At 69.8% G+C, this 20,906-nt stretch carries 11 protein-coding genes; 4 read left to right on the plus strand and 7 right to left on the minus strand.

Going from position 1 to position 20,906, the window contains the following annotated elements:
• Positions 1 to 279: 279 nt before the first annotated feature.
• Entirely contained in the window at positions 280 to 3,273 is a 2,994-nt protein-coding gene (locus ACFYZB_RS39630; protein WP_388766700.1) for a bifunctional [glutamine synthetase] adenylyltransferase/[glutamine synthetase]-adenylyl-L-tyrosine phosphorylase, read from the plus strand.
• 15 nt (positions 3,274 to 3,288) lie between these two features.
• On the opposite strand, the gene ACFYZB_RS39635 is transcribed toward ACFYZB_RS39630, so the two are convergent.
• The 6 genes from ACFYZB_RS39635 to ACFYZB_RS39660 all read right to left on the minus strand — a co-directional run bounded on the left by ACFYZB_RS39635 (position 3,289) and on the right by ACFYZB_RS39660 (position 10,366).
• Entirely contained in the window at positions 3,289 to 4,152 is an 864-nt protein-coding gene (locus ACFYZB_RS39635) for a phosphatase PAP2 family protein (protein WP_388766702.1), read from the minus strand.
• A gap of 68 nt (positions 4,153 to 4,220) precedes the next feature.
• The gene (locus tag ACFYZB_RS39640) at positions 4,221 to 5,255 is read right to left on the minus strand and encodes a LacI family DNA-binding transcriptional regulator (protein WP_388766703.1); all 1,035 of its coding nucleotides are present in this window, start codon (positions 5,253 to 5,255) and stop codon (positions 4,221 to 4,223) included.
• A 25-nt stretch (positions 5,256 to 5,280) separates the two neighbouring features.
• Positions 5,281 to 6,930, minus strand: a complete 1,650-nt coding sequence (locus ACFYZB_RS39645; protein ID WP_388766704.1) for a glycoside hydrolase family 13 protein — start codon at positions 6,928 to 6,930, stop codon at positions 5,281 to 5,283.
• Positions 6,931 to 7,019: 89 nt separating this feature from the next.
• Entirely contained in the window at positions 7,020 to 7,931 is a 912-nt protein-coding gene (locus ACFYZB_RS39650) for a sugar ABC transporter permease (RefSeq protein ID WP_388766706.1), read from the minus strand.
• Positions 7,932 to 7,943: 12 nt separating this feature from the next.
• Complete coding sequence (locus ACFYZB_RS39655; RefSeq protein WP_388766708.1) at positions 7,944 to 8,948, minus strand: carbohydrate ABC transporter permease; 1,005 nt, start codon at positions 8,946 to 8,948, stop codon at positions 7,944 to 7,946.
• Between the two features lie 128 nt (positions 8,949 to 9,076).
• Positions 9,077 to 10,366 (minus strand): extracellular solute-binding protein, encoded by a 1,290-nt coding sequence (locus ACFYZB_RS39660; RefSeq protein WP_388766709.1) that lies wholly within the window; start codon positions 10,364 to 10,366, stop codon positions 9,077 to 9,079.
• A 1,004-nt stretch (positions 10,367 to 11,370) separates the two neighbouring features.
• Here ACFYZB_RS39660 and ACFYZB_RS39665 point away from each other — a divergent pair.
• On the plus strand, positions 11,371 to 12,753 hold the full coding sequence (locus ACFYZB_RS39665) for an alpha-amylase family protein (protein ID WP_388766712.1): 1,383 nt from the start codon (positions 11,371 to 11,373) through the stop codon (positions 12,751 to 12,753).
• A 1-nt stretch (position 12,754) separates the two neighbouring features.
• Here ACFYZB_RS39665 and ACFYZB_RS39670 read toward each other — a convergent pair whose 3' ends face one another.
• Complete coding sequence (locus ACFYZB_RS39670) at positions 12,755 to 14,824, minus strand: carbohydrate-binding module family 20 domain-containing protein (protein ID WP_388766713.1); 2,070 nt, start codon at positions 14,822 to 14,824, stop codon at positions 12,755 to 12,757.
• Between the two features lie 190 nt (positions 14,825 to 15,014).
• Between ACFYZB_RS39670 and pulA the strand changes: the two genes are divergently transcribed.
• Positions 15,015 to 20,420 (plus strand): pullulanase-type alpha-1,6-glucosidase, encoded by a 5,406-nt coding sequence (pulA, locus tag ACFYZB_RS39675; protein WP_388766714.1) that lies wholly within the window; start codon positions 15,015 to 15,017, stop codon positions 20,418 to 20,420.
• 32 nt (positions 20,421 to 20,452) lie between these two features.
• Positions 20,453 to 20,815, plus strand: coding sequence for a 5-carboxymethyl-2-hydroxymuconate Delta-isomerase (locus ACFYZB_RS39680; protein WP_388766715.1), 363 nt, complete (start codon positions 20,453 to 20,455; stop codon positions 20,813 to 20,815).
• The last annotated feature ends 91 nt before the right edge of the window (positions 20,816 to 20,906 follow it).

The raw sequence follows: 20,906 nt of genomic DNA on the forward strand, positions 1-20,906 counted from the left end.
CATGCGGGACCCGCAGGCAGTCATGCTCCCGTCCTGGTGAGGGGCGGCACTCGTAGTCCCCCCGGCCCTGCGGGGGGACCCGCACGCAGCCGTGCTCCCGTCCCGGTGAGGGGCGGGTACCCGCAGGGGACCACGCCCCCCCCCGGGCAGGGACGCGCACCCGCAGTAACCCCGCCGCTGTCCCGCGAGGGTCACGCGCCCGGAGCCCCCCGCGCCCCCTCCGGTTAGGCTCTGGCCAGGACGATCTGTCGCAGCCGCACGCAAGGGGAGGCCACGGAGATGACGCCGGGGCGCAGAAGCAGTACCTTCACCCGCCTGCTCCGGCACGGCTTCACCGACCCCTCCGCCGCGGAAGGGCTCCTCGACGGCCCGGAACTCACCCCCGTCCGCAACGATCCCGTCCTCCTGGAAGCCCTGGGCGCCACCGCCGACCCCGACCTCGCCCTGCACGGCCTGGTCCGCCTCCTGGAGGCCCAGGACGGCCCCACGGCCCACCGTGAACTGCTGGACACCCTCATCGCGGCCAAGCCGCTGCGCGACCGCGTCCTCGGCGTTCTCGGCGCCTCCGCCGCCCTCGCCGACCACCTGGCCCGCCACCCGGGCGACTGGCACGCCCTGGTCACCTACGAGCCCCGGGACCTGCACCCGGGCGTCGAGGAGTTCGAGCGCGGCCTGGCCGAGGCCACCGACCCCGTCTCCCTCCGCATCGCCTACCGCCGCTGTCTGCTCTCCATCGCCGCCCGCGACGTCTGCGGCACCACGGACGTCGCCGAGACGGCCGCCGAACTCGCCGACCTCGCCACCGCCACCCTCCGCGCCGCCCTGGCCATCGCGCAGGCGCAGGCCCCCGCCGACGCCGCCGCCTGCCGCCTCGCGGTGATCGCGATGGGCAAGTGCGGCGGCCACGAGCTGAACTACGTCTCCGACGTGGACGTGATCTTCGTGGCCGAGGCGGCCGAGGGCACCACCGAGGCCAAGGCGCTCACCGCCGCCACCCGCCTCGCCTCGCACCTGATGCGGATCTGCTCGGAGACCACCGTGGAGGGCTCCATCTGGCCGGTGGACGCCAACCTCCGCCCCGAGGGCCGCAACGGCCCCCTGGTCCGCACCCTCTCCTCCCACCTCGCCTACTACCAACGCTGGGCGAAGACCTGGGAGTTCCAGGCCCTGCTCAAGGCCCGCCCGGTGGCGGGCGACGCGGAACTGGGCCACGCGTACGTCGACGCCCTCGAACCCATGGTCTGGAAGGCGGCCGAGCGCGAGAACTTCGTGACGGACGTCCAGAAGATGCGCCGGCGCGTGGTCGAGAACATCCCCGCGTCCGAGATCGAACGCGAGCTCAAACTCGGCCCCGGCGGCCTCCGCGATGTCGAATTCGCCGTCCAGCTCCTGCAGTTGGTGCACGGCCGCACCGACCAGAGCCTGCGCAGCGGCACCACCCTCGACGCCCTCCAGGCCCTGGCAGCCGGAGGCTACGTCGGCCGCGAGGACGCCGCCCGCCTGGGCGAGGCGTACCGCTTCCTGCGCGCGATGGAGCACCGCATCCAGCTCTACCGCCTGCGCCGCACCCACCTCGTCCCGGTCGCGGAGGAGGACCAGCGGCGCCTCGGCCGCTCCCTCGGCCTGCGCACCGACCCGGTGGCCGAGCTGAACCGCGAGTGGAAGCGGCACACCGGCGTCGTACGCAGGCTGCACGAGAAGCTCTTCTACCGCCCGCTGCTCGACGCGGTCGCCCAGCTCGCCCCCGGCGAGGCCCGCCTGAGCCCCGAGGCGGCCCGCGAGCGCCTCGTCGCCCTCGGCTACGCCGACCCGGCGGCCGCCCTGCGCCACCTCGAGGCACTCGCCTCCGGCGTGACCCGCAAGGCGGCCATCCAGCGCACCCTGCTTCCCGTCCTCCTCGGCTGGTTCGCCGACTCGGCGGACCCGGACGCGGGCCTGCTGAACTTCCGCAAGGTCTCCGACGCGCTCGGCAAGACCCCCTGGTACCTGCGCCTGCTCCGGGACGAGGGTGCGGCCGCGGAGAACCTGGCCCGCGTGCTGTCGGCGGGCCGCCTCGCCCCCGATCTCCTCATGCGCGCCCCCGAGGCGGTGGCCCTGCTGGGCGACGGCGACGGCGCCGGCCTCGAGCCCCGCGGGCGCGCCCACCTGGAGCAGGAGATCCTGGCCGCCGTGGGCCGCGCGGAGAACGCCGAGCAGGGCGTCACCGCGGCCCGCGGCGTGCGCCGGCGCGAGCTGTTCCGCGTGGCCGCCGCCGACATCGTCGGCTCCTACGGCACCGAGACCAGCCCCGCGGAGGCCGACCAGGGGGCCCTGGTGGACCGGGTGGGGGCCGCCGTCTCCGACCTCACCGCGGCCACCCTCGCGGGCACCCTGCGCGCGGTGGTCCGCGACGGCTGGGGGGACACGCTGCCCACCCGGTTCGCGATCATGGGGATGGGCCGGTTCGGCGGCCACGAGCTGGGCTACGGCTCCGACGCGGACGTCGTCTTCGTGCACGAGCCGCAGGACGGTGTGGACGAGCACGAGGCGGCCGCCGCCGCGAACAAGGTCGTCGCCGAGATGCGCCGTCTGCTCCAGCTGCCCAGCGCCGACCCGGCGCTGCTCATCGACGCCGGTCTGCGCCCTGAGGGCAAGTCGGGCCCGCTGGTGCGCACCCTGAAGTCGTACGAGGCGTACTACCGCCGCTGGTCCCTCGTCTGGGAGTCCCAGGCGCTGCTGCGGGCCGAGCCGGTCGCCGGGGACGAGGACCTGGCGCGCCGCTTCACCGAGCTGATCGACCCCCTGCGCTACCCGGTCCACGGCCTCGGCGAGGACGCCGTACGCGAGATCCGCCGGCTGAAGGCACGGATGGAGTCCGAGCGCCTGCCGCGCGGCGCCGACCCGAAGCTGCACACCAAGCTGGGTCCGGGCGGGCTGTCCGACGTCGAGTGGACCGTCCAGCTGTTCCAGCTCCGGCACGGCTGGGAGCAGCCCGGCCTGCGCACCACCCGCACCCGCCAGGCGCTGGCTGCCGCCCGCGAGGCCGGGCTGCTGTCCGCCGAGGAGGCGGAGATCCTGGACGAGGCGTGGGTGCTGGCGACGAGGGTGCGCAACGCGGTGATGCTGGTGCGCGGCCGGGCCGGGGACACCTTCCCCACCGAGCCGCGCGAGCTGTCCGCCGTGGGCCGCTACCTGGGCTACGGCGCCGGGCACGCCGGGGACATGCTGGACGCGTACCGCCGTACCACCCGCAGGGCACGCACGGTGGTGGAGGAGCTGTTCTACGCGGACTGAGCCACGTGGACCGGCCTACGCGGACTGAGCGGCACCGACCGGTTCGCGGGCCGCCGCCGGGACCACCCGCGGCAGCCCGTGCGGCAGCGTGCCGTACCACACCCGCGCCACCGTGAAGCCGAAGGCCAGGCAGAGCACGCCGCCCACGGCGTCCAGCCAGAAATGGTTGGCCGTGGCGACGATGACCAGCAGGGTGGTCGCCGGGTAGAGCAGGCCCAGCACCCGCACCCACGGCACGGACGCGAGCGCGAAGATCGTCAGGCCGCACCACAGCGACCAGCCGATGTGCATCGACGGCATCGCCGCGTACTGGTTCGACATGTGCTTCAGATCGCCGGAGGCCATCGACCCCCACGTGTGGTGCACCATCACCGTGTCCACGAAGTGCCCGCCCCGCATCAACCGGGGCGGCGCGAGCGGAAACAGGTAGTAACCGGCGAGAGCCACACCGGTGGTCGCGAACAGCGTCAGCCGCGCCGCTGCGTAACGCCCCGGATGCCACCGGTACAACCACACCAGCACACCGATCGTGATGACGAAGTGCAGCGTGGCGTAGTAGTAGTTCATCCCGATGATCAGCCAAGTCACCGAGTTCGCCGCATGGTTGACGGACCGCTCGACGGCGATGCCCAGATGGTGCTCGGCACCCCAGATCCAGTGGGCGTTGCGCAGCGCCTTGCCCTTCTGCTCCGGCACGGCGTTGCGGATCAGCGAGTACGTCCAGTAACTCACCGCGATCAGAAGGATCTCGAACCAGAGCCGGGGCCGGCGCGGCCGGCGCAGCCGACCCAGTGGCCCCCGTCCGTCCTCGCCCGTGACGGTGCGAGGAACGGCCACCTCCTCGCGACCTTCCGACTGCGTCACGGTCGAGTCACTCATAGCCATCAAGTCTGCCAGAAAAGGCTTCCTCGCCTGATCATCCCAAGGTCGGGTCCGGGACGCACCTTCTACGGCGTACGGACGACATGCGGTGCCGAATCGGTCGAACCGCGCACCACCAGCTCCGGCATGAACACGAACTCGCTGTGCGGCGCGGGCGTCCCGCCGATCTCCTCCAGCAGCGTGCGCACCGCGGCCTGGCCCATCGCCGGTACCGGCTTGCGGACCGTGGTCAGCGGCGGGTCGGTGAAGGCGATCAGCGTCGAGTCGTCGAAGCCCACCACCGAGACGTCCCGGGGCACCTCGAGACCCAGCTGCCGCGCCGCTCGTATCGCACCCAGCGCCATCATGTCGCTGGCGCAGACGACGGCCGTGCAGTCCCGCTCGATGAGCGCCTTGGCGGCCGCCTGACCGCCCTCCAGCGTGTACAGCGAGTGCTGGATCAGCCGGGACTCCGTCTCCTCCGGGGTCAGGCCCAGCTGGTCCTGCATCGCGCGCACGAAGCCCTCGATCTTGCGCTGCACGGGGACGAAGCGCTTGGGCCCGAGGGCCAGGCCTATGCGGGTGTGCCCCAGCGACACCAGGTGCGTCACCGCCAGGTTCATGGCCGCCCGGTCGTCGGGCGAGATGAAGGGCGCCTGCACCTTGGGCGAGAAGCCGTCGACGAGGACGAACGGCACGCCCTGGGCCCGCAGCCGTTCGTAGCGCTCCATGTCGGCGGTGGTGTCCGCGTGCAGCCCGGAGACATAGATGATGCCCGCCACTCCCCGGTCGACGAGCATCTCGGTCAGCTCGTCCTCCGTCGACCCGCCAGGGGTCTGCGTGGCCAGGACGGGGGTGTAACCCTGCCGGGTCAGCGCCTGGCCGATGACCTGGGCCAGGGCCGGGAATATCGGGTTCTCCAGCTCCGGGGTGATCAGACCGACCAGCCCCTCGCTGCGCTGCCGCAGCCGTACCGGGCGCTCGTAGCCCAGGACGTCCAGCGCGGCGAGCACGGACTGGCGGGTGGTGGCGGCGACGCCCGGCTTCCCGTTGAGGACCCGGCTGACGGTCGCTTCGCTCACCCCCGCTTGCGCAGCGATGTCGGCAAGCCGTGTGGTCACAGGATTGGACTGTACCGGCCGCATGTCAGACTGCCCACCAGACGGTGGAATCCGCGGGGAGCTGCGTCGTCCCGGGGCCCGGCTGGACGTCGGTGCTGGCGAGCAGCAGGGTGCCGGGCGTGGCCAGGGCGACGGGTGCGGCGGTGAGGTTGACGGTGCAGACGAAGGAACCCTCGGCCGTGTCACGGCGGAACGCCAGCACGCCCTCGGGGCTGTCCAGCCAGGCGATCTGGCGGCCGGCGCCGAGCGCCGGGTGCTCGCGGCGCACGGCGAGCGCGCTGCGGTAGAACTCCAGCGTGGAGGTGGGGTCGCCGTCCTGTGCCTCGACGGTCAGGTGCCCCCAGTCCGCGGGCTGCGGCAGCCAGCTGGGGCCGCCCGCGACCGGACCGAAGCCGAACGGCGCCTCCTGGCCCGACCACGGCAGCGGCACCCGGCAGCCGTCGCGCGTGCCGTCCTGGCCCGAGCTGCGGAAGAAGGCGGGGTCCTGACGAACCTCGTCGGGCAGGTCGACGACCTCGGGCAGGCCGAGCTCCTCGCCCTGGTAGAGGTACGCCGAGCCGGGCAGCGCGAGCATCAGCAGCGTCGCCGCCCTGGCCCGGCGCAGACCACGCGCCTCGTCCCCTTCCGCGAGGCGCGTGGAGTGCCGGACCACGTCGTGGTTGGACAGCACCCAGGTCGCGGGCGCGTGCACGGTGTTCATGGCGCTGAGCGAGCGGTCGATGACGTCGCGCAGGTCCTCCGCGTTCCAGCCGGTGGTCAGATAGGAGAAGTTGAAGGCCTGGTGGAGTTCGTCGGGGCGGATGTACAGGGCGCTGCGCTCCACCGTCGGCGTCCACGCCTCGGCGACGGCGATCCGCTCGCCCTGGTATTCGTCGAGGATGCGCCGCCAGCCGCGGTAGATCTCGTGCACGCCGTCCTGGTCGAAGTACGGCACCGCCTCGGTGCCGAGCAGCTTGACCTGTTCCTCGCGGCCGATGTCCGGCAGCCCCTGCGCCTTCACCAGACCGTGGGCGACGTCGATGCGGAAGCCGTCGATGCCGAGGTCGAGCCAGAACCGCAGGATGGAGCGGAACTCGTCGTGCACGGCGGGGTGGTCCCAGTTGAAGTCGGGCTGCTCCGGCGCGAACAGGTGCAGGTACCACTCGCCGTCCGCGACCCGGGTCCAGGCCGGGCCGCCGAAGATCGACTCCCAGTCGTTGGGGGGCAGTTCCCCGTTCGCGCCCTTGCCAGGCCGGAAGTGGAAGCGCTCCCTCAGCGGCGAACCGGGCCCCTCGCGCAGCGCCTGCTTGAACCACTCGTGCTGGTCGGAGCAGTGATTGGGCACCACGTCGACGATGACCCGCAGGCCCAGGGCGTGCGCCTCGCGCACCAGGTCGTCGGCGTCCGTGAGGGTGCCGAACATCGGGTCCACCGCGCGGTAGTCGGCGACGTCGTAGCCGGCGTCCGCCTGTGGCGAGGCGTAGAACGGCGAGAGCCAGACGGCGTCGACACCCAGCTTCTTCAGGTACGGCAGACGGGAGCGGATGCCGGGCAGGTCGCCCATGCCGTCGCCGTTGCCGTCGGCGAAACTGCGCGGATAAACCTGGTAGATGACCGCGTCGCGCCACCACTCCCGGCGCCCGGAGGCGGCGGAGGAGGCGTCGGTGGGGACTGCGTCGGTGACGTGCTGGGTCATGGATTCCCTTAAGGGTGCGGGGGGAACGACAAAAGCGCTTGCTGACGAGTGGGGGCCGGGCGGGGTGCCCGCCCGGCCGCGGCCGGCGCTCAGGACTTGGTACCGCCGGCCGTCAGTCCGGAGACCAGGCTGCGCTGCACCAGCATGAAGACGATGGCCGCCGGGATGGTGATGATGATCGCCGTGGCCGAGGTCCACGCCCAGTCGGGCCGCTGGTCCTGCGCGAAGGTGCGGATGCCGACCGCGAGCGTGTAGTGGTCGGACTGCATGAACTGGGTGGCGTAGGCGACCTCGCCCCAGGCGGTGAGGAAGCTGTAGAACGCGGTCACCGCCAGACCCGGCCTGGCCAGGGGCACGATCAGCCGCCAGAAGGTGCCGAACGGGGTGAGGCCGTCCACCCGGCCCGCCTCGTCGATCTCCTTGGGGATGGTGTCGAAGTAGCCCTTCATCATCCAGGCGCAGAACGGCACCGCCGTGGTCGCGTACGCCAGGATCAGGCCGAGGTAGTTGTCCAGCAGGTTCAGCTCGGACATCAGCAGGTACAGCGGGACGATCAGCACGATGCTGGGGAACATCTGGGTGACCAGGAAGGTCCACATCAGCTGCTTGCTGCCCGGGAACCTCATCCGGGAGACGGCGTAGCCGGCGGTCGCCGCGAGGAAGACGCCGAGCACGGTGGTGCCGCCCGCCACGACGACGGTGTTCAGGAACCACTTGGGCAGGTCCGAGTGGGACAGCACGTCGCTGTAGTTGTGCAGGCTGAAGTCGTCCAGCACCTTGCTGGGCTGCTGCCAGGCGTCCTTCGGACCGAGCGAGATGAAGAGGATCCACACCACGGGGAAGGCCGCGATCAGGGTCGCGAGGATCAGGGTGCCGTGCAGGGCGAGGGAGGCCCCGGTGCCGCGCTCCTCCCGGCCGCGCGCCTTGCGGGGGCGGGCGGCGGGGGCGGGCTGGGCGGCGGAGCCGGCGGGCGCGGCGGTCTCGTGCGTTGCTGCGGTCATGACGAGGGCTCCTTACGCCTGCTCGGACTTCAGGGTGCTGCGGCGGTAGAACGTCGAGAAGGCCATCAGGAGGGCGAGGATGATGATCCCGTAGGTCGCCGCTCCCGCGTAGTCCGAGACGCCGGTGAAGGCCTTGCGGAAGGCGAAGGTGACGAGGATGTCGGTGTCGCCGGTGGTGTTGTTGCCCAGCAGCAGGTAGATGACGTTGAACATGTTGAACGTCCAGATGCAGCCCAGCAGGATCACGGTGTTCGTCACCGGGCGCAGGCCGGGCAGGGTGACGTTGACGAAGCGCTGCCAGGGCGAGGCGCCGTCCATCTCGGCCGCCTCGTACAGCTCCTTCGGGATCGACTGCAGACCGCCGAGGACGGCGACCATGTTGAAGGGGATGCCGATCCAGACGTTCACCATGATGACGGCGATCTTCTGGGCCAGCGGGGTGCCGAGCCAGTCCTGCTGGGGCAGTCCGACGGCGGTGATGATGTCGTTGAAGACGCCGTACTGGGAGTTGAGCATCAGCCGCCAGGCGAAGACGCCGATGAACGACGGGACGGCCCAGGGCAGGATCAGCATCGCGCGGTAGAAGCCCCGCAGCCGCATCTTGCGGTTGAGCAGGACCGCGAGACCCATGCCGAGGCCGACCTGGAGAGCGACGCAGGACACGGTCCAGACGATCGTCCAGACCAGCCGGGGGTAGAAGTCGCTGTCCGAGCCCGACAGGACGTGCCAGTAGTTGTCGAGGCCGACGAAGTGGTAGGTCGCCGGGCGGTGGAAGGCGCCGATGGTGGTGGCGACGTTCGCCTCGTTGGCGTCGGTCAGCGACTGGTAGACGCCGTATCCCAGCGGATAGAGGACCAGTACGGCCATGACGACGGCGACCGGGGTCACCATCGCCCAGGCGTACCAGTACTTGTCCCACGACCGCCTGAGCGCCGAAACGCGTGCGGGGCGCGGGGGCTGCTCGCCTCGCGCTGTCTTGTCGGAGTGTCCGGTGCTCGCTGCGGTCGTCATGGTCATCGGCTCTTTCGCGGCGGAAGTCTGGTGGTTCCCGCAGCCCCGGGGAGCCCCGGTCGGGGCGGCAGCGGGGAAACGTGAGTCCCCGGGGCTGCGTGTCTTCGATTACCGTTCGGCTACAAAGATGCGGATCAGCCGATGGAGTAGCCGGGCAGCAGCTGCTGGAACTGCTTGGCGGTGGTGTCCAGACCGGCCTTGACCGACTCGTCGCCCTGCAGGATCTTCACGTAGTTCTGGGCGAGCGGCGTGAAGAGCGAACCGACCTGCGGAAGCGCGACGCGCGGGCGGGCGGTCTGCTCCAGGATCGGCTTGAAGCCGGCGATCTTGGCGTTGGCCAGGACGGCGGAGGTGTAGGCCGACTTGCGGGTGGGCAGCGTGCCGGTCTTCTCCGCGATGGTGACCTGGCTCGCGGTGGACGTCATGAACTGCGTGAACAGGTAGCTGGCGTCGAGGTTCTGCGAGCCCTGGTACACGGCCAGGTTGTGACCGCCGGTCGGGGCCTGGGCCTTGCCGCCGGCGCCGGCCGGGACGGGCGCGTAGCCGAGGTTGTCCTCCTTGCCCTTGAACGCCGAGCCGGTCAGGTCGTCGCTGACGGACCAGGGGCCCTGGATCAGCATGGCGACCTTGCCGTCCTTGAAGGCCGTCTGCATGTTCTGGTAGGCGTTCGCGAAGTCGACCTTCATCGAGGCCTCGTCATTGATCTGCTTGGCGGTGGTGAGCGCCTTGACCGCGGCGGGGTCGCTGATCGTGATCTTCTTCGCGGACGGGTCGGCCATGTCCGCGCCGTTGCTGTAGAGCAGCGGGAGCAGGAAGTAGGAGTCCGGGTTCAGGTAGGTGCCGTAGGCGCCGGTCTTCTTCTTGATGGTCTTGGCGTCGGCGACGAACTCGTCCCAGGTGGTCGGCGCCTTGCTGATGCCGGCCTTCTTGAACAGGTCCTTGTTGTACAGCAGGCCGAGGGTGTCGGTGACCGACGGGGCGCCGTAGGTCTTGCCGTTGTACTTGGCGGTGTTCATCGGGCCGGAGTTGAAGTCCGAGGCGTTCTGCAGCGCGGGCGTGCCGTCGAGCGGGGCGATGTAGCCCAGCGAGGCGTACTCCGCCATCAGGCCCACGTCGGTGCGGACGACGTCCGGGGCGCCCTTGCCGCTCTTGGCGGCCGACTTGAACTTCTGCTCGACGTCGGTGAACGGGACGTTCTGGTAGTTCACCTTGATCTTCGGGTACTTGGCCTCGAACTGCTGGATCAGGGCCTTGTACGTCGGGGCTTCGGTCGCCGCGTCCGAGGTGTCCCAGTACGTGATCGTGCCGGAGACGGCCTTCGGGTCCTTCGGCTTGCCCGACGAACTGTTGTCCGAGCTGCCGCAGGCGGTGGCGGAAAGGGCGATCACGGTGACCGCGGCGGCGATCGATATGCCACGTCGCATATGGACTCCTAGAAGAGGGGTGCCCGGATCATCCCTTGGGAGGACCGCGGGTGCCGTCTGTCCCAATCGACGGCCGCCGGGCGCGGGAGGAACGTAGCAAGCCTGCAACTCCTTGCGAAAGGCGTTGCAAGAAGATTTCTGCAAGATCCTGCAAGCGTGACGTTTCCGTTACCGGCACGTTCCGTTTTCCCTTCGCCGGCTTGTCAGCGGCCCGTCCACGGGGCGCCCGCCGGTCCGGTCGGCTCCAGCCCGACCGGTCGGCGCCCGGCGTCCGATCGGCACGTCGCCGGCCTCGGGCGTGGGCCCGCATGCTCACCCCCCGCACGGTGATCACAACGGTACGGCGGCGGATCCACAGCAGGGGCGCGGCCACGACGGCGAGGGCGCACAGGACCGCGATCACCGCACGTACCCCGCGGCCTGCCGCCGGAACAGCCCGGCGTACCGTCCGCCCGCCGCGATCAGCTCGGCATGCCCGCCGCACTCCCTCGGGCGTCATCAGCGGGCCGACCTGGCCGACAGCGTCCGGCTCGGAGACGTGTCGGCGAGGGACACAAGGCGGGCGGAGCGGAAGCAACGGCCGACGGCGGTGTCCTTCTCCCGCTGGGGGCGGTGTGAGCGGCTACGCCGACCAGAGCGAGCGGGCACAGAAGCAGCGCCGGATGGCTGCGGCATCATCTCGCCGACGCCTCCCCCCAGGAACGGTCGTAGAACCGGCTCGGCAGCCGACCGCGCGCAGGTACCGGCAGGGTGCGCGCACGCGCGAGCGTTGCGCTGCGGAGCCTGCGACGCCCGAACCGGCCTCGTCAGGACGCCAGTTGGAAACCTTTACGGCATCTTGCTGAAACATGACGGCGAGGGGTACGGTCCGGCACACGTTCGATGTGGTTGAGCGAGGCAAAAGTCGCGCGGACAACGACTGTGCCGATCCCGCGCGGAAGCGCGCCGCCCGCGACCGCCGCACGTACCGCCCCCCACCCGCACGACGGAGTGCAGGAGTACACATGGCCAGGAGAACTCTGGCCGCCACCGCCGCCCTCGCGGCCGGCCTGGCGGCCTCGCTGACCTTCCCCACCGGAACCGCCGAGGCCTCCCCGCCCGGCACCAAGGACGTCACCGCCGTCCTCTTCGAGTGGAACTACGCCTCGGTGGCCCGCGAGTGCACCACCACCCTCGGCCCCGCCGGATACGGCTACGTCCAGGTCTCCCCGCCCGCCGAGCACATACAGGGCTCGCAGTGGTGGACCTCGTACCAGCCGGTGTCGTACAGGATCGCGGGCCGCCTCGGCGACCGCACCGCCTTCAAGAACATGATCGACACCTGTCACGCGGCCGGCCTGAAGGTCGTCGTGGACACCGTCATCAACCACATGTCCGCGGGCAGCGGCACCGGCACCGGAGGCTCGACGTACAGCAAGTACGACTATCCGGGCCTGTACTCGTATCCCGACTTCGACGACTGCACCTCCCAGGTCACCAACTACCAGGACCGCTGGAACGTCCAGCACTGCGAACTGGTCGGCCTGGCCGACCTCGACACCGGCGAGGAGTACGTCCGCAAGACGATCGCCGGTTACATGAACGACCTGCTCTCCCTGGGCGCCGACGGCTTCCGCATCGACGCGGCCAAGCACATACCCGCCGAGGACCTGGCGAACATCAAGACCCGCCTGGCCAACCCTTCCGTCTACTGGAAGCAGGAGGTCGTCTACGGCGCGAACGAGGCCGTCCAGCCCTCCGAGTACACCGGCAACGGGGACGTGCAGGAGTTCCGCTACGCCTACGACCTCAAGCGCGTCTTCCACAACGAGAAGCTGGCCTACCTGAACAACTTCGGCGAACCCTGGGGCTATCTCAGCAGCTCGGTGGCCGGCGTCTTCGTCGACAACCACGACACCGAGCGCAACGGCAGCACCCTCAACTACAAGGACGGCGCCGACTACACCCTGGCCAACGTCTTCATGCTCGCCTGGCCCTACGGCGCCCCCGACATCAACTCCGGCTACGAGTGGTCCGACGCGGACGCCGGCCCGCCGAACAACGGCCAGGTCACCGCCTGCTGGCAGGACGGCTGGAAGTGCCAGCACGCCTGGCCGGAGATCATCCGCATGGTCGCCTTCCGCAACGCGACCCGCGGTCAGTCGGTCACGAACTGGTGGGACAACGGCAACAACTGGATCGCCTTCGGCCGGGGCGACAAGGGCTATGTGGCGATCAACCACGAGTCCTCGGCACAGTCCCGCACGTACCAGACCTCCCTGCCCGCCGGTACGTACTGCAATGTCCAGAACAACACGACGGTGGCGGTGAACTCCGCTGGGCAGTTCACCGCCACCCTGGGTGCCAACACGGCACTGGCGATCTACGCAGGGAAGAGCACCTGCTGAGCTACTTCCAGGTGTCGCTCGTCGTGTAGCCGGACGAACTGCCCGTCGTGTACGAGCGGTTCGTCCCGGACTCCCAGGTCACGTTCCCGGAGCCGTCCTTCTTCACGTACTTGTACGCGAAGGTCGTGCTCTTGGGGACGATGACCAGCCTGCTCCAGTTCGGGTACGACGCCGAGGACAGGGGGACGGCGTCGCTCGTGTTCCAGGAGCCGAGGGACGGGATCGAGCCGACGACGTAGACGTTGGTGCCCCAGTCGGTCGTCGCGTTCTCGTTGAAGGTGACGTCGGTGGCGTCCGTGTCCGCCACGTTCCAGGAATTGTCGAGCGAGAGGGCCGAAGTTGTCGTCGTCGCCGACCTGTTGGCGTTCGACTCCCAGGTCACGTTGCCGGAACTGTCCTTCTTCATGTACTTGAAGGTGAAGGACGTGTTGACCGGCACGCTCACCTCACCCGACCACTCCGGGTAGCCGGAGGAGGACAGTGCCACCGCCTTCGAGGTGTCCCAGCCGCCCAGGGCCGGGATGGAACCGACGACGTAGACGTTGGTGCCGGGCGTCGTGGAGGCGTACTCGTTGAACGTCGCTTCCACCGTGTCGCCCGAGCTGCCGCCCGCGTCGGAGCAGCCCACCGTGCAGGTGTAGGACGAGTTGTAGAAGGCGACCGCGCTTTTCGCCGGGACGGTGATCGAGGCGCTTCCGCCCGAGACGGTGACCGTGGAGGCGCCGCCGTCGATCACGTTCTTGTACGTGCCGTCGGCCATCCCGGTGGTGAAGGTGTAGGTGGCCGCGCTCGTCCCGTTGTTCAGCGCGAAGAATCCCTTGCCGCTGCGCCCGAAGCCGATGACGTTCGACGACATGGTCTGCCAGTCGGAGACCGCGGCCGTGTCGGTCGCGTTGTGCCAGGCCACCATGCCGACCACGGCCGTGTCGCGGTCCAGGCAGTACCAGGCGCCGCCGGAGCAGTCCGTGTCCGTCACGAAACCGGACGAGTTCGGCGGGGCCTGGTCGCTCTGGGTCCACTCCCAGCTGGCGTACACCGTGGGCGTGGACCACTTGTAGGCGAGCTCGAAGAGGTTGGCGAGCTTGTAGGTGTCGCCGTCCTTGTAGGACAGGTGGAGGCCGTTGCGCTCGGTGTCGTGGTTCGTCACGAAGGACACCGAGTTCGCGGCCGGCAGGATGCCGCTGCTGCCGATCGAGGACAGGTCGGAGACGTTGCCCTGGAAGGCCGACTTCAGCCTGCTCGCGTAGGTGAAGTCCAGGACGTCACCGGAGGCGTAGTAGTCGGAGGGCTGTGGTGTGGAGCCCGGGTACACCTCCTGGAAGACGTACGGCGCCGAGCCGGACGTGGTGTTCGTCAGCTTGGACTCGATCGCCGCCAGGTCGGTCTCGGGGATGTGCTTGGCGGCGTCCACGCGGAAACCGTCCACGCCCAGTGCCAGCTGGGAGTTGAGGTAGTTCGCGAGCCCCGTGCGGACCGTGTCCGAGCCGGTCCTCAGGTCCGGCATGCCGAGCAGTTCGCAGTTCTGGACCTGGGTGAGGTTGGAGTAGTCCTGGATGGTGAGGTCGGAGGTGGGGCAGTCGGTCGAGTCGTGGTAGTCCGAGCGGTTCCACTCGGGGGTGTCGTACTTGTCGGTGATCGTCGTGCCGTTGTAGCCGGTCCCGGTCTGCGCGGCCGTGTGGTTGATCACCGCGTCCGTGTAGACCTTCACGCCCGCCTTGTGACAGGCCGTGATCATCGCGGCGAACTTCGCCTGCGAGCCGAAGCGGCTGTTCAGGTCGTAGGAGTAGGGCTGGTAGACGTCCCACCAGTAGGACGACGACTGCTTGAGGGACTCCTCGGGCGGTGCCACCTGGACGGCGCCGTAGCCGGCCGGCCCCAGCACGTTGGTGCACTCCGAGGCGATGGAGTCCCAGTTCCACTCCCACAGGTTGGCGATGACATCGCCCTTGGCGGTGGTGGCCGCCTGTGCGGGTGTGGCCGGGAGTGCCATGGCCCCGGCCAGTGCGAGGGCGCCTGCGGCCGCGGCGGTCGCGGTGCGGCGGACGACACCTGGGGGGCGGTGCCTGGTCATGTGCGGCTCCGAAAGGGAAGTGTGGGGTTTCAACAACCGGTGAGAGTGCGCCTGTTGAGAAGGGCACGTCAAGGCAGCGGATGAAAGTTCTTGCTGTGAGTTTCAAGCCCCTTGCTGTAAACCTTTCGTTAGCGATACGGTCCCGCGGGGTCGGACCCAAGAGAGCCGCGATCGCTAGGAGTTCCCGCCCGTGATACCGAGATGGCCGGCGCTTCGCACGCGCCGTACCCCGCACCGCAGAAGGGCCGCGGCCGTCACCGCCGTGGCCCTCGCCGCCGCCCTGATCCAGCCACTGGCCGCGCAGGCGGCCACCCCGCCCGCGCCTCCGTCGGACGCGCAGCTCGCCGCCGTACCCGCCCGGCACGACGACACCCGCGAGCAGTTCTACTTCGTCATGCCGGATCGTTTCGCCAACGGTGACACCGCCAACGACAGGGGCGGACTGACCGGCTCCCGGCTCAGCACCGGCTACGACCCCACCGACAAGGGCTTCTACCAGGGCGGCGACCTCAAGGGCCTGACCAAGAGGCTCGACTACATCAAGGGCCTCGGCACGACCGCCATCTGGATGGCGCCGATCTTCAAGAACAAGCCCGTGCAGGGCACCGGCACCAACGCCTCCGCGGGCTACCACGGCTACTGGATCACCGACTTCACCCAGGTCGACCCGCACTTCGGCACCAACAAGGACCTCAGGACGCTCATCGCCAAGGCGCACGCCAAGGGCATGAAGGTCTTCTTCGACGTCATCACCAACCACACCGCCGACGTCGTGGACTACAAGGAACAGTCCTCGGACTACCTGTCCAAGGGCGCCTTCCCGTACCTGACCAAGGACGGCAGGCCCTTCGACGACGCCGACTACGCCGACGGACGCAGGGAGTTCCCGGCCGTCGACACCGGCTCTTTCCCCTACACCCCGCAGGTCACCAGCCAGTCCAAGGTCCCGGCCTGGCTCAACGACCCGACGATGTACCACAACCGGGGCGACTCGACGTACGCCGGTGAGTCCACCACCTACGGCGACTTCTCCGGCCTGGACGACCTGTGGACGGAGCGTCCCGAGGTCGTCCACGGCATGGAGAGGATCTACGAGCGCTGGGTGAAGGACTTCGCCGTCGACGGCTTCCGGATCGACACCGTCAAGCACGTCGACATGCCGTTCTGGACCCAGTGGGCGACCGCGCTCGACAGGTACGCCGCGGCGCGCGGGCGGAAGAACTTCTTCATGTTCGGCGAGGTCTACTCGGCCGACACGAACATCACGTCCCCGTACGTCACCCAGGGCCGCCTCGACGCCACCCTCGACTTCCCGTTCCAGGACGCGGCCCGCGCCTACGCCTCCCAGGGCGCGAGCGCCCAGAAACTGGCGGGCGTCTTCGGCGACGACTACAAGTACACGACCGACAAGGCCAACGCGTACGAGCAGGTCACCTTCCTCGGCAACCACGACATGGGCCGCATCGGGTACTTCCTGAAGCAGGACAACCCGAAGGCGACCGACGCCGAGATCCTGAAGAAGGACGAGCTCGCCAACGAGCTCATGTTCCTCAGCCGCGGCAACCCGGTCGTCTACTACGGCGACGAACAGGGCTTCACCGGCTCCGGCGGCGACAAGGACGCCCGCCAGACCATGTTCGCCTCCAAGGTCGCCGACTACCTGGACGACGACGAGATCGGCACCGACCGCACCCACGCCAGCGATTCCTACGACACCTCGGCGCCCCTGTACCGACAGATCGCCGCGCTCTCCGAGCTCCGCAGGGCCAACCCGGCCCTGACCGACGGAGTCCAGACCCAGCGCTACGCGGCCGACGGCGCGGGCGTCTACGCCTTCACCCGCACGGATGCGAAGACCGGGCAGGAGTACGTCGTCGCCCTCAACAACGCCGACTCGGCGCGGACGGCGACCTTCACGACCGGCTCGGCGGGAATGTCGTACCGGGGCATCCACGGCGCCACCGGCTCCGTGACCTCCGACGCCGACCGCAAGGTCACCGTCACCGTCCCGGCCGAGTCCGCCGTCGTCTACAAGGCCGCCGGCACCCTCGCGAAGCCCGCCGCCGAGCCGGCGGTCACCCTGACCGCCCCGGCCGCCGGCGCCACCGGCACGGTGGACATCACGGCCGGCGTCGACGGCGGACAGCTCGACCGGGTCGTGTTCGCCGCCCAGGTCGGCGACGCGAGGTGGCAGGTGCTCGGCTCCGCCGACCACGCCCCCTACAAGGTCACCCAGACCCTCGGCAAGGACGTACCCGCCGGGACCGCGCTGCGCTACAAGGCCGTGGTGGTCGACTCCGCCGGGCACACCGCGAGCGCCACGGCGTCCAGCACCTCGGGCACCCCGCCCGCCCCCGAGGTGCCCACGGCCTCCTCCCGCGACTACGCGATCGTGCACTACAAGCGCGTCGACGGCGACTACGACAACTGGGGCCTGTACGCCTGGGGCGACCTCGCCGACGGCGAGGCCACCACCTGGCCGGCCGGCCACCCCTTCGTCGGCCGCGACGCCTGGGGCGCCTTCGCCTACGTCAAGCTCAAGCCGGGCGCCTCGAACGTGGGCTTCCTGGTCGTCGACAAGAACGGGAACAAGGACGTCTCCGCCGACCGGAGCATCGACGTCACCAGGACGGGTGAGGTCTGGGTCGAGCAGGGGAAGCCGGACGTACTGACGCAGAAGCCCGACTACCCGGCGCAGGACAGGACCAAGGCGGTCATCCACTACCACCGGGCCGACGGCAACTACGACGGCTGGGGGCTGCACGTCTGGACGGGTGCCGCGAACCCCACCGACTGGTCGAACCCGCTGAAGCCGGTGAAGACTGATGCCTATGGCGCGGTCTTCGAGGTGCCGCTCACCGAGGGTGCCACCAGCCTCAGCTACATCATCCACAAGGGCGACGAGAAGGATCTGGCAGCGGACCAGTCCCTCGATCTCAAGGCCGACGGCTACGAGGTGTGGCTGTTGAACGGCCAGGAGAAGTACCTGCTGCCGCAGCCGGCGGGCAGCTCGGCCGCCCTCGACCTGAGCACCTCCAAGGCGATCTGGATCGACCGGAACACCCTCGCCTGGAACGGCGTGGACGGCGCCGCCTCCACCCAGCTGCTGTACAGCCACGACGGCTCGATCGCGGTCAAGGACGGGGCGCTGAGCAGCGACGACGAGCGCTGGATCCGGCTGGAGAAGACCACGCTGACCGACGCCCAGAAGGCGAAGTTCCCCCATCTGAAGGACTACGCCGCCTGGTCCGTCGACCCACGCGACCGGGACCGGGTGCGCGAGGCGCTGAAGGGCCAGCTGGTCGCCTCGCAGCGCGCCGCCAACGGTGCCGTCCTGGCCGCGACCGGCGTGCAGATCGCGGGCGTGCTGGACGACCTCTACCCCGGCGCCACCAAGGCCGCGCTCGGGCCGGTCTTCCACGGCGGTGAGCCGACGCTCTCCGTGTGGGCGCCGACGGCACAGAGCGTGGCACTGGAGCTGGGCGGCTCGACCCACGCCATGCACCGCGACGACACCACCGGCGTCTGGTCCGTCACCGGCCCGGCGTCCTGGAAGGGCAAGCCCTACCGGTACGTCGTGAAGGTGTGGGCGCCCAGCGTCCGCAAGATGGTGACCAACAAGGTGACCGACCCCTACTCGGTCGCCCTCACCGCCGACTCCGGGCGCAGCCTCGTCGTCGACCTGAACGACAAGGCCCTCGCCCCGAGCGGCTGGTCGGCCCTGCACAAGCCCAGGGCCGTACCGCTGAGGGACGCGCAGATCCAGGAGCTGCACATCCGGGACTTCTCGGTCGCCGACAAGACCGTCCCGGCCGAGGACCAGGGCACCTACCTGGCCTTCACCGACAGGAACAGCGACGGCTCCAGGCACCTGAGGGAGCTGGCGAAGTCCGGGACGTCGTACGTCCACCTGCTGCCCGCGTTCGACTTCGCCACCGTCCCGGAGAAGAAGGCCGACCAGGCGAGCCCCGACTGCGACCTCGCCTCCTATCCGGCCGACTCCGACAAACAGCAGGAGTGCGTGGCGAAGACCGCCGCGAAGGACGCCTTCAACTGGGGCTACGACCCGTACCACTACACGGTCCCCGAGGGCTCGTACGCCACCGACCCGGACGGCACCGCCCGTACGGTCCAGTTCCGGAAGATGGTCCAGGCGCTCAACCAGGACGGCCTCAGGGTCGTCATGGACGTCGTCTACAACCACACGGCGGCCAGCGGCCAGGCGGACACCTCCGTCCTCGACAAGATCGTGCCCGGCTACTACCAGCGGCTGCTCGCCGACGGCTCGGTGGCCAACAGCACCTGCTGCTCCAACACGGCCCCCGAGAACGCGATGATGGGCAAGCTGGTCGTGGACTCGATCGTCACCTGGGCCAGGGAGTACAAGGTCGACGGGTTCCGCTTCGACCTCATGGGCCACCACCCGAAGGCCAACATCCTCGCGGTCAGGAAGGCGCTGGACGCGCTGACCGTCGCCAAGGACGGCGTCGACGGCAAGAAGATCATCCTGTACGGAGAGGGCTGGAACTTCGGCGAGGTCGCCAACGACGCCCGGTTCGTGCAGGCCACGCAGGCGAACATGGCCGGCACCGGCATCGCCACCTTCTCCGACCGCGCCCGTGACGCGGTGCGCGGCGGCAGCCCCTTCGACTCCGACCCCGGCGTCCAGGGCTTCGCCTCCGGGCTGTACACCGACCCCAACTCCTCCACCGCCAACGGCTCGAAGGAGGAGCAGAAGGCCCGTCTGCTGCACTACCAGGACCTGATCAAGGTCGGGCTGACCGGAAACCTCGCGAAGTACCACTTCACGGACACCGACGGCAAGGAGGTCACCGGAGCGGAGATCGACTACAACGGCTCGCCCGCCGGCTATGCGGACGCACCCGGCGACGCCCTCACCTATGTGGACGCGCACGACAACGAGTCCCTCTTCGACGCCCTGACCTACAAGCTCCCGAAGGGCACCGCTGCCTCCGACCGGGCCCGCATGCAGGTCCTGGCCATGGCCACGGCAGCCCTCTCCCAGGGGCCGTCCCTGTCCCAGGCGGGCACCGACCTGCTGCGCTCGAAGTCGCTGGACCGCAACTCCTTCGACAGCGGGGACTGGTTCAACGCCGTCCACTGGAACTGCGCGGACGGCAACGGCTTCGGGCGCGGGCTGCCCATGGCCGCCGACAACCAGTCCAAGTGGGACTACGCCCGGCCGCTGCTCACGAGCGTGAAGGTCGGCTGCCCCGAGATCACCGGCGCCTCGGCCGCCTACCAGGACCTGCTGAGGATCCGCACGACCGAGAAGGCGTTCTCGCTCGACACGGCCACGCAGGTGCAGGACGCGCTGTCCTTCCCGCTGTCCGGCAAGGACGAGACGCCGGGTGTGATCACGATGAAGCTCGGTGACCTGGTCGTCGTCTTCAACGCCACGCCCGAGCGGCAGGAGCAGAGGATCGGCGACCTGGCCGGGACGCCGTACCGGCTGCACCCGGTGCAGGCCTCCGGTGCCGACCCGGTGGTGAAGACCTCCTCCTACGCAGCCGGCTCGGGCACGTTCAGCGTCCCGGCGCGGACGGTGGCGGTGTTCACGCGGGCGGCGAAGTAGGGTCGGTCCGACACCGCAGAACAGGAGTGCGCATGCCGCAGATCACCATCGACTACTCGGACATCGTGGAGAACGCCTTCGACCGCGAGGGCTTCGCCCGGGCGCTGCACGAGGCGACCGTGGAGATCGCGGCGGCGAAGCCGGAGGCCTGCAAGACGCAGTTCCGGCCGAGCGCGTACACGGTGTTCGGGTACGAGGACCCCGAGGCGCGCGGGCACGCCATCGTGCACGTGACGATCGGGCTCCTCGCCGGCCGCAGCGACGAGACGAAGGCGAGGCTCACGGAGACGGCCCTGGAGCTGCTCCGGAAGCATGTGGCGGACCCGCATGTCGCGCTGCACGCCTCCGCCGAGGTCCGCGACCTCGACCCGTCCTACCGGAAGTTCGACCGCTAGGCCCTGTCGTCAAACTCCCGTCGTCCGCCCGAAGGGCGGGCCCTGCGGCGTCAGGTGCGTGCTCTGGGGGTCCCCCCGGCCGAAGGCTGGG

The organism is Streptomyces sp. NPDC001852, from assembly GCF_042891825.1.
GTDB lineage: Bacteria > Actinomycetota > Actinomycetes > Streptomycetales > Streptomycetaceae > Streptomyces.

Coding starts and splice junctions, on each gene's coding strand:
- ACFYZB_RS39630 (WP_388766700.1), top strand. CDS start 280: ATGACGCCGGGGCGCAGAAGCAGTACCTTCACCCGCCTGCTCCGGCAC.
- ACFYZB_RS39635 (WP_388766702.1), bottom strand. CDS start 4,152: ATGAGTGACTCGACCGTGACGCAGTCGGAAGGTCGCGAGGAGGTGGCC.
- ACFYZB_RS39645 (WP_388766704.1), bottom strand. CDS start 6,930: ATGACCCAGCACGTCACCGACGCAGTCCCCACCGACGCCTCCTCCGCC.
- ACFYZB_RS39650 (WP_388766706.1), bottom strand. CDS start 7,931: ATGACCGCAGCAACGCACGAGACCGCCGCGCCCGCCGGCTCCGCCGCC.
- ACFYZB_RS39655 (WP_388766708.1), bottom strand. CDS start 8,948: ATGACCATGACGACCGCAGCGAGCACCGGACACTCCGACAAGACAGCG.
- ACFYZB_RS39660 (WP_388766709.1), bottom strand. CDS start 10,366: ATGCGACGTGGCATATCGATCGCCGCCGCGGTCACCGTGATCGCCCTT.
- ACFYZB_RS39665 (WP_388766712.1), top strand. CDS start 11,371: ATGGCCAGGAGAACTCTGGCCGCCACCGCCGCCCTCGCGGCCGGCCTG.
- ACFYZB_RS39670 (WP_388766713.1), bottom strand. CDS start 14,824: ATGACCAGGCACCGCCCCCCAGGTGTCGTCCGCCGCACCGCGACCGCC.
- ACFYZB_RS39680 (WP_388766715.1), top strand. CDS start 20,453: ATGCCGCAGATCACCATCGACTACTCGGACATCGTGGAGAACGCCTTC.